Below are 11,841 nucleotides of genomic sequence, written 5' to 3'. Positions count from 1 at the left end.
GTGACGTCGACTTTCGTTACTGCCCCGCCTTCACCACCGCGCGAAACTCTTCCCGCGTGATCCGGCCGTCCTTGTTCTGGTCCATCAGCGCGAAGGCGGTGGCGAGGCCGGCGGCTGCCTGCCCTTTCTGCGACGGGTCCTGCTTCGCCGCTTCGGCATCGATCTGGGCGCTCATCACGTCGAACTCGGCCTTGCTGATCGTGCCGTCCTTGTCCTTGTCGAAAATGCCGAAAAACTCGGTCTCGTCCTCGGCCGCCGGTTCGACCACCGGCGCGGGCGGGGTTGCCGGGGCGGGCGCGGGAGCGGTCTGCAGCGCAAGGGCAAGGACGGCGAGGAACATCGGGTTTCTTTCCGAAAAGGGGAAATGTGCGACACGATTGCACCGCATTCGCGCCTGCGCAAGCGCGTGTCCTTGCGCGGCGGCCCCGCGTCGCCTAACCGCGCGCCGAACCACTGCATTCCCAAGGAGCCGCCCATGGCCGAGTCCATCAATCGCGTCGTCCTCGCCTATTCGGGCGGCCTCGACACCAGCGTCATCCTCAAATGGCTGCAGCAGGAATATAATTGCGAAGTCGTGACCTTCACCGCCGACCTCGGCCAGGGCGAGGAACTCGAGCCGGCGCGCAAGAAGGCCGAGCTGATGGGCATCAAGCCCGAGCATATCTTCATCGACGACCTGCGCGAGGAATTTGTCCGCGACTTCGTGTTCCCGATGATGCGGTCGAACGCGCTGTATGAAGGGCTGTACCTGCTCGGCACCTCCATCGCACGCCCGCTGATCGCCAAGCGCCAGATCGAGATCGCGAAGGCGGTCAATGCCGACGCGGTCAGCCATGGCGCGACCGGCAAGGGCAACGACCAGGTCCGCTTCGAACTCGGCTATTATGCGCTGCAGCCCGACATCAAGGTCATCGCGCCGTGGCGCGAATGGGACCTGACCAGCCGCAGCGCGCTGATCGCCTTCGCCGAACAGCACCAGATTCCGGTGCCCAAGGACAAGCGCGGCGAATCGCCCTTCTCGACCGACGCGAACCTGCTGCACACCTCGTCCGAGGGGAAGGTGCTGGAGGATCCGTGGGACGAGGTGCCCGACTACGTCTTCTCGCGCACGGTGAACCCGGAGGATGCGCCCGATACGCCGCAGGTCATCACCGTCGCGTTCGAACGCGGTGACGCGGTCGCGGTCGATGGTGAGGGCATGTCGCCCGCCACGCTGCTCGCCAAGCTCAACGAACTCGGCCGTGCGCACGGTATCGGCCGGCTCGACCTGGTCGAGAACCGCTTCGTCGGCATGAAGTCGCGCGGCATGTACGAAACGCCGGGCGGCACGATCCTGCACGCCGCGCACCGGGCGATCGAACAGATCACGCTCGACCGCGGTGCCGCGCACCTGAAGGACGAACTGGCCCCGCGCTATGCCGAGCTGGTCTATAACGGCTTCTGGTTCTCGCCGGAGCGCGAGATGCTGCAGGCGGCGATCGACCACAGCCAGCACAAGGTGTCGGGCGAAGTCCGCCTCAAGCTGTACAAGGGCGGGGTCCATGTCATCGGCCGCCGGTCGCCCAATTCGCTCTACAGCGAAAAGGTCGTGACGTTCGAGGACGATCAGGGCGCCTATGACCAGCGCGACGCGGCCGGCTTCATCAAGCTGAACGCGCTGCGCCTGCGCCTGCTCGGCCGGCGGGATCGCTGATCGACGTAAGATTGCCTTAACCACATTTTAGCCACTCGCATGGCACCGACCGTTTCGAACGAAGCGGGGGAGTTGTGCGGGTGGCTAGCGACAATGTGGACGTGGCGATCGTCGGCGCCGGTCCGGCCGGCCTTACCGCCGCCTATCTGCTGACCAAGGCCGGGCTGTCGGTCACCGTCATCGAACAGGACCCGCGCTATGTCGGCGGGATCAGCCGCACCGTCGAGCATGACGGTTTCCGCTTCGATATCGGCGGCCACCGCTTCTTTTCGAAATCGCAGGAAGTCGTGGCGCTGTGGAACGAGATTCTGCCCGACGACTTCATCGACCGCCCGCGGATGAGCCGCATCTTCTATGGCGGCAAATTCTACAGCTATCCGCTGCGCGCGTTCGAGGCGCTCGGCAATCTCGGCCTCGTCACCTCCGCGCTGTGCATGGCGAGCTATGCCAAGGCCAAGCTGTTCCCCCGCCGTACGGTCGCCTCGTTCGAGGACTGGGTCGTCAACCAGTTCGGCCACAAACTCTATTCGATCTTCTTCAAGACCTATACCGAGAAGGTGTGGGGCATGCCGTGCGACACCATGTCGGCGGACTGGGCGGCGCAGCGGATCAAGGGGCTGAGCCTCGGCGCGGCGGTGCTCGACGGGCTCAAGCGGTCGCTGGGTCTCAACCGCAAACCCAATGACGGCATGGCGGCCAAGACCCTGCTCGAAAGCTTCCGCTATCCGCGCAAGGGGCCGGGGATGATGTGGGAAGCAGCGCGCGACCATGTCGTCGCGGGCGGCAATACCGTGCTGATGGGCCATGCGCTGCGCACGCTGGAACATGATGTGGCGGCGGATCGCTGGCGGATGGTGGCGACCGACCGCGCCGACGATTCGACGCGGATTATCACCGCGCGCCACGTCATCTCCTCGGCGCCGCTTCGTGAACTCGCCTCGCGCATCCATCCGCTGCCCGCGACGCTGCCCGACGCCAGCGCCCTGCGCTACCGCGACTTCCTGACCGTCGCGCTGATGATCCGGTCGAGCGACCTGTTCCCCGACAACTGGATCTACATCCACGACAACCGGGTGAAGGTCGGCCGCGTCCAGAATTTCCGCAGCTGGTCGCCCGAAATGGTGCCCGATCCAGCCATCGCGTGCGTCGGCCTCGAATATTTCTGCTTCGAGGGCGACGGGCTATGGGCCAGCAGCGACGACGATCTGATCGCGCAGGCGACGCGCGAACTGGCGACGCTCAAGCTGGTCGATGCCAAGGACGTGGTCGGCGGTGCGGTCGTGCGCCAGCCGAAAGCCTATCCGGTCTATGACGAAGGCTATGCCGACCGGGTCGAGGCGCTGCGCACCGAACTGGAAACCCGTTTCCCGACGCTGCACATGGTCGGTCGCAACGGCATGCACCGCTACAATAACCAGGATCATGCGATGATGACGGCGATGCTGACCGTCCGCAACATCCTCGCCGGCGCGCGCATCCACGATGTGTGGCAGGTGAACGAGGACGCCGAATATCACGAGGCGGGCCGCGAAGGCGAACAGGCCGCCCTCGCCAGCGTCCGCGCGGTGCCGACCGCGATCCGGGCGGCGGCGTGAGCGAGGCGGCGGGGCGCGACACGCCCTCGCCGGTCGCGGTCTGGGGGTTCGTTTCGCTGGTCCTGATCCTGTGCGCGATCCCGCGCATCGGTCCGCTGCGCATGTACGATCCCGACGACATCATGCGCCTGCTCGAAGTACGCGCGCTGCTCGACGGGCAGAGCTGGTGGGACGTCGGACAGCATGGCTTTGCAGGTCCGGGGCTGACGATGCACTGGTCGCGGCTGGTCGACCTGCCGCTGGCGGCGGTCGTCCTCGCGCTGCGCGGCATCGTCGGGGACGCCGCTGCCGAGCGGATCGCGGCGATCGCCGTCCCGCTCGTCACGCTGGGTGTCGTCATGACACTGGTCGCGGCGATCACCCGCCGGCTGGCCGGGCGGCCAGCGGCACTGGCCGCGATGGTCATGGTGCCGCTGACGACGCCATTGCTCAGCCAGCTGCAACCGCTGCGCATCGACCATCATGGCTGGCAGATCGCCAGCGGGCTGCTGGCTGCCGCCGCGCTGATCCTGCGCCGCGACGGGCGCAGCGGGATCGTCGCGGGACTGGGTGGCGCGCTGCTCGTCACGATTTCGTTCGAAGGATTCGCCTTCCTCCTCGCGCTGATTGCCGCGGCGGGGCTGGCCTGGGTATTCGTGCCGGCGCGGGCGGCGCAGACGCGCGGCTTCGGCCTGACGATGGCGCTGGCCACGCTGCTGCTCCACCTCGTCACCCGTGGTCCCGGTTGGGCCAGCCCGGCCTGCGACGCGATCGACCCGGCATGGCTGGCGACGATCGGCATCGCCGGGATCGGCCTCGCTCTGGCGACGCTGGCCCCGCTGCGGTCGCCCGTCGGGCGGTTCGCGCTGCTGGCCGTGACCGGCGCGGCGACGGTCGCGACGATGGCGCTGCTCGCCAGCGAGTGCGCCCGCGGGCCGTTCGGAATGCTCGATCCGCTGACCTACCGCGTCTGGTTCCTCAATATCGCCGAGGGGCTGCCGGTCTGGCATCAATATTGGCCGACGATCGCCGGCAGCTTCACCTTGACGGCGGTCGCGGTCGTGGTGACCCTGCGTCGGGTGCTGGCGGCACCGGGGCACCGGCGGGAGCCCTGGACGATCCTGCTCGGCCTGCTGATCGCGGCCACGCTGTGCGGCCTTATCGTGCTGCGATCCGCCGCGCTCGCCAATGCGCTCGCCATTCCCCCGGTGGCGGCGATCGTCGCCGACCGCCTCGCCCGCGCGCGGGCCATCGTGCCGCCGCTCCGCCGCCTCGCCGCCCTGCTGGGTGTCGCGGCGATCGCGGCGCCGGGACTGGTGCTGACCGGCATCCTGTTGCTGCTGGGCGTGCCGGACCGTGCGGTCGTATCGATCCCGCGGCCCTATCTGACTGGGGAAAAGCCCGTCTGCCCACGCCAGCCCGACGTCGTACCGCTGGCAGCGCTGCCGGCAGGCGCCACGATCCTCGCCCCGCTCGATATCGGGCCGGCGATCGTCGCATCGAGCCGCCTCCGGCCGATCGCCAGCGGCTATCATCGCAACGCCCCCGCCATGCGGTTCGTCATCGCCAGCTTCATGGCCCGGCCCGACCTGTCGCGCAGCGCGATCCTCGGGCGCGGGGTCGATTATGTCGTCGGCTGTCCGGGCATTTCGGAAAATCTGGCCTATGCCAATGCCGCCCCCCACGGCCTGTGGGCGCGGCTGGAGCGGGGCGAGCGTTTCGACTGGTTGCAACCGGTCGCAATTCCCGACTCGCCAATATTGGTATGGCGGGTGGTCCGCCCTCTTGCGAGCCCGCCTGCCTAGCCCGTAAGGACGCAAGGGTATGACCCGATCCGCCGAACAGCTCCGTTGGTGGCAGACGCGCTGGTTCGTCGCACTGATGGCGGTGCTGGCGGCGGTGCCGCTGCTATGGCCCGACATCCCGCCGATGGTCGACCTGCCGGGACATATGGGCCGCTACCGCGTCCAGCAGATGTGGGACACCGGACAGGCGCCCTGGTTCCATGACTGGTATAATTTCGACTGGAGCCTGATCGGCAATCTCGGCGTCGACCTGCTCGTCTGGCTGCTCGAACCGCTGATCGGGCTCGAACCTGCCGTCAAGCTCATCATCCTGACGATCCCGGCGCTGACCGCCGTTGGCCTGTTGTGGATCGCGCGCGAAGTGCATGGCCGCATCCCGGCGACCGCGCTGTTCGCGCTGCCGATCGTCTACAGCTTTCCGTTCCATTTCGGCTTCGCCAATTTCGTGCTTTCGATGGCGCTGGCGCTCAACGCCTTCGCGCTATGGCTGCGACTGGGGCGGCAGGGGCGGCTGGTGCTGCGCGGGGTGGTGTTCGTACCCGTAGCCGGACTGATCTGGCTGACCCACACCTTCGGCTGGGGCACGCTGGGCGTGCTGGCCGCCTCGGCCGAGCTGATCCGCGAGCATGACAAGCGTCGCAACTGGTTCGCCGCCGCCTTCCATGCCGGGCTCCATTGCCTCGTCCTTGCGCCCCCTGCGCTGCTGATGCTGCTGTGGCGCTCGGGCGGCCATGTCGGCGGACAGACCGCCGACTGGTTCAACTGGCGCGCGAAGATGCAGTGGATGACGATGACGCTGCGCGACCGCTGGCAGCTCTACGACCTCGCTTCGGTCGCCGTCTTCTACCTCGTCCTGTTCAAGGGGTTGCGCGATCCGAACATCGGCTATTCGCGCAATCTGGGCCTGTCTGCGCTGTTCCTGATCGCCGTCTATGTCCTGTTGCCGCGCATCGTGTTCGGGTCGGCCTATGCCGATATGCGGCTGGTCCCCTATCTGTTCGGGATCAGCCTGATCGCGCTCCGGCCCAAGCCCGGCCTGTCGATCCGTCATGCCGGGGTGCTGGCGGCGATCGGCCTGGCGATCTTCGTCGGGCGGATGGCTGCGACCACCTACAGCTTCTGGCTGTACGACCGCGATTACGACCGCGAACTGGCGGCGTTGGACCATGTGCCGGTCGGCGCGCGGCTGGTCACGTTCGTTGGTGAGACCTGCTACAACGAATGGCGCATGACCCGGCTGCAGCATCTGCCCGGCATCGCGCTCGCCCGGCGCCAGGCCTATGCCAACGACCAATGGTCGATGGCCGGTGGGCAGCTGCTGACGGTCCGGTACAAGGAAGCACGCGGCTTCTCGCACGATCCGTCCGAACTGGTGACCGACGTCAAATGCCCCCGCGAATATTGGCGGCCGATCGCCGGTGCGCTGTACAAATTCCCGCGCGACGCGTTCGATTATGTCTGGCTGATCCGCCCGCCCCAATATGACCGGCGACTGGAACAGGGGCTGGTGCCGCTGTGGCGGAGCGGCCGCAGCGCGGTCTTCCGGATCGACCATAGCGTCCCGCCGCCCGACCTGACATGGAGCGATCTGGGCAATCGTCCGTTCGCCAAACCCCGCCGTCATCCGTCGCGACAGATGGCGGCCAACGAACCGGTAAGGAAAAACTGATGGACCTGCTGAACAACGCCTTGAAGCTGGCCGGCCAATTCGACCTGCCCGCCATCGCCGAAAAGGCGGGGATTTCGCAGGAACAGGTACAGACCGTCCTCGGCCTGCTCGCCAAGTTCGCCGGCCATGCCGACCCGGCGCAGGAAGCCGCCGACCATAGCGGCGTGTCGCGCCATCAGATCGAGGCGATCCTGTCCGAAGTCGGCGGTCCCGATGCGCTGGGCCAGTTCGCGCAGCTGCTCGGCCTCGACGTCAATCCCGGCGCGCTCGGCGGGATCGGCGACATGCTGCCCGGCGGGCTGGGTGGCCTGATGGGGAAGAAGTAAGGCGAGCTACGCAGCCTGCTTCTCTCCTTGGCCATGGACGTCATCCCGGCGAAGGCGGGGATCTCCCGGTAACAGGGCGAGACAGGAGCCGCTGGAGACCCCAGCCTGCGCTGGGGTGACGTTTTTGGCCGGGGCGACTGGACCCTACGCCCGCCGAAACGGCGTCAGCTCGCTCAGAAATTCCTGTTCCTGCCCAACCGCCGCCCGCTCCCGATCCAGGAAGTCCGCCACCGCGCGGCGAAAGCCGGGATCGGGCAGGAAATGGGCCGACCACGTCGTTACCGGCACATAGCCCCGCGCCAGCTTGTGCTCGCCTTGGGCGCCGGCCTCGACCCGCTGCAACCGCCGCGCGATGGCGGCGTCGATCGCCTGATAATAGCATAGCTCGAAATGGAGGAACGGCACCTCCTCCACCGCCCCCCAATAGCGGCCGTACAGCGCGTCGCCGCCGATCAGGTTCAGCGCCCCGGCGATCGGCCGCCCGCCCCGCTCGGCGAGGATCAGCAACACCGCGTCCGGCATCGTTTCCGACAGCAACGAGAAGAAGGGGCGGGTGAGATAGGGGCGGCCCCATTTGCGGCTGCCGGTATCCTGATAGAAGGTCCAGAAGGCGTCCCAATGCGCCTCGGTCAGTTCGCGCCCGGTCAGGTGCCGGACGGTCAGCCCGTCCAGCGCGGCGGCGCGTTCCTTGCGGATCGCCTTGCGCTTGCGGCTGGCCAGATCGTTCAGGAAATCCTCAAAGCTCTCATAGCCGCGATTGGCCCAGTGAAACTGCGTGCCCGCCCGCGTCAGCCAGCCCGCCGCTTCGAACGCCGGCAGCTGCGCTTCCTCCACGAACGTCGCATGGGCCGACGACAGCCCGTTCTGCCGCACCACTGCCTCGACCGCGCCGATCAGCGCGGCGGCATCGGCCCCGTCGCGCAACAGCAGCCGGGGGCCGGGCACCGGGGTGAACGGTGCCGCGATCTGCAGCTTGGGATAATAATCGCCCCCGGCCCGCTCCCACGCATCGGCCCAGCTATGGTCGAACACATATTCGCCCTGGCTGTGCCCCTTGGCATAGGCCGGCGCGATGGCGGCAGGCACGCCGTCGGCATCGTCGACGATGATCGGCAGCGGTTGCCACCCCGATCCCGGCCCGACGCTGCCCGATTCCTCCAGTGCCGACAGGAAGGCGTGGCGGAGGAACGGATTGCCCGTGCCCGCGCAGGCATCCCACTGGTCGGCAGGCACGGCGCGGACGCCCTCGGCGATACGAGCGGTGATGGTGGTCACGGACGGCAAGATAGGGGGTGATGATGGAGTCCGGTAGCCCTCATACCCATCGTCATCCCGGCGAAGGCCGGGATCCATGGATACGGGCCGCTTCGCAAGGTTCGCGACGTCGGTCTGTCCATCGATTTCGGCCTTCGCCGGAATGACGATCCTGTCAGTCCTTCGCCACCTTCAACGCCTCCTTGAACATCAACTCCCGCCGCGGCACCGGAATCTTGATCCCATGCTCGCCGAACAGGTCCCACAACCGGTTGAGCACGTCGGACCGCACATTGCCCACCCCCTGCTCGGGATCGCTGATCCACGCCAATATCTCATGCTCGACCGCATATTCGCCATAGGAGATCAGCCAGACATTGGGCGCCGGGCTGCGCAGCACGCGCGGGCTTTCGGTCGCCGCCTGCAGCATCAGCTTCTGTGCGAGCCTGAGGTCGGTTTCATACCCTACCCCGACCGGAATGCGCACACGCACGTTGCGGTCGGAAAAGGACCAGTTCTCCACCTCCTGGGTCATCAGGTTTTCGTTGGGGATCAGGTGTTCCTTGCCGTCGCGGGTGATGACCGACACCGCGCGCACGCCGATCTTGTTGACCCAGCCGAAGCTGTCGCCGACGACGATCACGTCGCCCGGCTTGATCGACCGGTCCATCAACAGGATGATGCCCGCGATCAGGTTACCGACCGTCTTCTGCAACCCGAAGCCGACCGCGAGGCCCAGCCCGCCCGAAAAGATCGCGAAGGTCGTGAGATCGATGCCGAGCAGGTCGATGCCGAAGAAGAAGGCGGTGATGACCACCGCGATCGACGCCAGCTTCTGCGCCAGCAGTTTCTGTGCGGGGTCGAGGCTCCGCGCCTGCCCGACCGCATGGCTGACCAGCTTGTTGGCAACGCGCACCACGGCATAGAGCACGACGGCGGTCAGCAGCGCACTGACCAGCGCCAGCAGCGACAGGCGCCTGCGCCCTACCGAGAAACCGATCGCGTCGAGCGTGGTGGTGATCGGCTCCAGCCCGCCGACCGATCCGGCCAGCACCGCGACGAACAGGATCGACGCCACCGCCCATGCCAGCCACCGGGCAAGGTTGACGCCGCGCAGCAGCTGCATCGCCAGCCGCGCAACGGCCGCCGCCAGCGCAACCCCGACGACGATATCGCCCAATGCCCCCCAGTCGCGGACCTGCGCCACCAGCGCGAGCGCCACGACCGCCACCAGGTGCCGGACGATATCGCACATCCGCGATGCGAGGCCGACGGCATGGTCGCCGACCCGCTGCCGCCACAAATCGGTCAGGTGCGGCCCCGCCCAGCGCCCGGCCAGCCAGCCAAGCAGCAGCGACAGCAGCACCAGCCCCAGGACGATGCCGGCTTCGATCAGTTCCCGCCCGTCCGCCACCGGCAATCCCTGTCCGGCCAGCCCGGCGGCAAGGTCGTTCACGGCGCCGCCCGGAACCGCGCGAGGCCCGCGGCAAGATCGGCCATCAGATCGTCACTATTCTCCAGCCCGATCTGCAACCGGATCATCGGTCCTTCCGCTTGGCGCCGCGTGACGCTGCGATAGCGATGCGGATCGATCGGCAGCGCGAGGCTTTCGAACCCGCCCCAGCTATAGCCGATCCCGAACAGCTTCAGCCCGTCGATCAGCGCTACCCGACCGGCATCGCTGCCACCGTTCAGGACGAAGGCGAACAGCCCGGCGCTGCCCCGGAAATCGCGCCGGAAAATGTCGTGCCCCGGACAGCCGGGCAACGCCGGATGCAGCACCCGCGCCACCTCGGGCTGTTCGGCCAGCCACCGCGCGATGCGGATCGACGATTCTCCATGCTGTTTCAGCCGCACCGCCATGGTGCGCAGGCCTCGCGCACCGAGCGCCGCATCGTCCGGCCCGACATGCTGGCCCAGTTGATAGGTCGCATCGCGCAGGCGCTGACAGTGCGATGCGACGGCGGTGGCCGATCCCAGCATCGCGTCGGAATGGCCGACGACATATTTGGTGCAGGCCATAATCGTCACGTCGACGCCATGCGCCATCGCCGGGAACAGCAGCGGCGTGGCCCAGGTGTTGTCGAGGATGGTCGTGATGCCGCGTTCGCGCGCGATCGCCGTCATCGCCGGCACGTCCTGCACTTCGAAGGTGAGGCTGCCCGGGCTTTCGAGGAACAGCACCTTGGTCGCCGGCGTCATCAGATCGGCGATCCCCGCGCCGACGACCGGATCGTACAGCGTCGTCTCGATGCCGATCGTCTTCAACATGCCGTGTGCGAAGGCGCGGGTCGGGTCATAGGCGCTGTCGGGCAGCAGCAGATGATCGCCGGGCTTCAGGAATGCGAGCAACGCGGTGGTGATCGCCGCGACGCCCGACGGATAGAGCAACGTGCCCTCGGCCCCCGGCTCCAGTTCGGTCAGCGCCGCGGCCAACGACCATTGCGTCGGGGTGCCGCGCCGGCCGTAATAGAGCCGGTGATGGGTATCCTTGCCCGCCGCCGCGCGCAGGTCGGCGACGTCGTCGTACAGGATCGTCGAGGCCCGCCAGACGGGAACGTTGACCACCCCGCCGGTCCATTCGTCGCGGCGTCCGCCGGTGACGACCTGTGTCTCGGGCGCGTGGCTCGGGTCGGAAGCGCTCATGCCGTCACCTTCGGCGTCTGCGGATCGGCGGCCCATTCGGTCCAGCTGCCGTCATACAGCGCGGCATCGCGGCCGAGCAGATGCAGCGCGAAGGCGGGGATCGCGGCGGTGATGCCCGACCCGCAGGTGGTGGTGATCGGCCGGTCGAGATCGATTCCCGCTTCGGCGAACAGACCGCCGAGTTCGTCGGGCGACCGCCACGTCCCGTCCTCGCGAAAGAAGCGGGCGTAATGCAGGTTGATGCTGCCCGGAATATGGCCCGACGGCAGCCCGCGCGGATCGGCCTCGCTCCCGTCGAACCGTGCCGGCGATCGGGCATCCACGAGTTGCGTGCCCTCTTTCTCCAGCCCCGCCAGCACCATCGCCTTGGTCCGCACGGCGGCCAGATCGGGATCGGCCGCGACGCGGGTCGGGGTCGTCACGCTCTCGCCTGTCTCGACCGGTCGCCCCTCGGCCTGCCATTTGCCAAGGCCACCATCGAGGATCGCCACCGGCAGCCCGCGGGCGAAGCGCCGCAGCAGCCACCAGCCCCTTGCCGCGGTGCGATGCGGCGAATTGTCGTACAGCACCACCTGCACATCGTCGGTCAGGCCCAATTCGCCCAGCCGTCCCGCCACCTTGTCGGCGGCGGGCAGCGACGTCGCCTGCCCGGTCGACAGCGCGCGCAGGTCAAGGAACCGCGCACCCGGAATGTGGGCCACGGCGAATTCGGCGGCTTCGTCGCGGGGCGGATCGGGCTGAACGGGCACGAAGGTCGCGTCGAGGACGACGAGGCCGGGGGTACCGAGCCGATCGGCGAGCCATGCGGTGGAGACGAGCGGTTGCATGGGAGGAAGGCTTAGGCGTGCGACGCGGCGGGTCAAGCGCCGGAGCA

At 67.7% G+C, this 11,841-nt stretch carries 10 protein-coding genes; 5 read left to right on the top strand and 5 right to left on the bottom strand.

All coding sequences use genetic code 11. The features are described from left to right. Nucleotides 1-16 precede the first annotated feature (16 nt). Entirely contained in the window at nt 17-340 is a 324-nt protein-coding gene (locus AVT10_RS08870; RefSeq protein WP_066689934.1) for an EF-hand domain-containing protein, read from the bottom strand. A 135-nt stretch (nt 341-475) separates the two neighbouring features. On the opposite strand from AVT10_RS08870, the gene AVT10_RS08865 reads away from it, so the two are divergent. From AVT10_RS08865 to AVT10_RS08845, 5 genes are all read left to right on the top strand, one after another. Continuing rightward, nucleotides 476-1,693 carry an argininosuccinate synthase gene (locus tag AVT10_RS08865; RefSeq protein ID WP_066689996.1) on the top strand — a complete coding sequence of 406 codons (1,218 nt, stop codon included), beginning with the start codon at nt 476-478 and terminating at the stop codon, nt 1,691-1,693. An 80-nt stretch (nt 1,694-1,773) separates the two neighbouring features. Continuing rightward, on the top strand, nt 1,774-3,288 hold the full coding sequence (locus AVT10_RS08860) for an NAD(P)/FAD-dependent oxidoreductase (protein ID WP_420038501.1): 1,515 nt from the start codon (nt 1,774-1,776) through the stop codon (nt 3,286-3,288). Continuing rightward, nucleotides 3,285-5,072, top strand: a complete 1,788-nt coding sequence (locus tag AVT10_RS08855; protein WP_066689931.1) for a hypothetical protein — start codon at nt 3,285-3,287, stop codon at nt 5,070-5,072. The genes AVT10_RS08860 and AVT10_RS08855 overlap by 4 nt, the downstream gene beginning before the upstream one ends. A gap of 19 nt (nt 5,073-5,091) precedes the next feature. Then, entirely contained in the window at nt 5,092-6,741 is a 1,650-nt protein-coding gene (locus tag AVT10_RS08850) for a hypothetical protein (RefSeq protein WP_066689929.1), read from the top strand. Then, entirely contained in the window at nt 6,741-7,067 is a 327-nt protein-coding gene (locus AVT10_RS08845; protein ID WP_066689927.1) for a hypothetical protein, read from the top strand. The genes AVT10_RS08850 and AVT10_RS08845 overlap by 1 nt, the downstream gene beginning before the upstream one ends. Nucleotides 7,068-7,211: 144 nt before the next feature. Here AVT10_RS08845 and AVT10_RS08840 read toward each other — a convergent pair whose 3' ends face one another. The 4 genes from AVT10_RS08840 to AVT10_RS08825 all read right to left on the bottom strand — a co-directional run bounded on the left by AVT10_RS08840 (nt 7,212) and on the right by AVT10_RS08825 (nt 11,794). Continuing rightward, nucleotides 7,212-8,342, bottom strand: a complete 1,131-nt coding sequence (locus AVT10_RS08840) for a GNAT family N-acetyltransferase (protein ID WP_066689924.1) — start codon at nt 8,340-8,342, stop codon at nt 7,212-7,214. A 154-nt stretch (nt 8,343-8,496) separates the two neighbouring features. Further along, the gene (locus AVT10_RS08835) at nt 8,497-9,777 is read right to left on the bottom strand and encodes a mechanosensitive ion channel family protein (RefSeq protein ID WP_084401518.1); all 1,281 of its coding nucleotides are present in this window, start codon (nt 9,775-9,777) and stop codon (nt 8,497-8,499) included. Next, complete coding sequence (gene metC / locus AVT10_RS08830) at nt 9,774-10,967, bottom strand: cystathionine beta-lyase (protein WP_066689923.1); 1,194 nt, start codon at nt 10,965-10,967, stop codon at nt 9,774-9,776. The genes AVT10_RS08835 and metC overlap by 4 nt, the downstream gene beginning before the upstream one ends. After that, nucleotides 10,964-11,794, bottom strand: a complete 831-nt coding sequence (locus AVT10_RS08825) for a sulfurtransferase (RefSeq protein WP_066689921.1) — start codon at nt 11,792-11,794, stop codon at nt 10,964-10,966. The genes metC and AVT10_RS08825 overlap by 4 nt, the downstream gene beginning before the upstream one ends. Between the last annotated feature and the right edge of the window lie 47 nt (nt 11,795-11,841).

It is taken from the genome of Sphingomonas hankookensis, assembly GCF_001619955.1.
Taxonomy (GTDB): Bacteria; Pseudomonadota; Alphaproteobacteria; order Sphingomonadales; family Sphingomonadaceae; genus Sphingomonas; species Sphingomonas hankookensis_A.
This window is presented reverse-complemented; position numbering and strand designations above follow the sequence as displayed.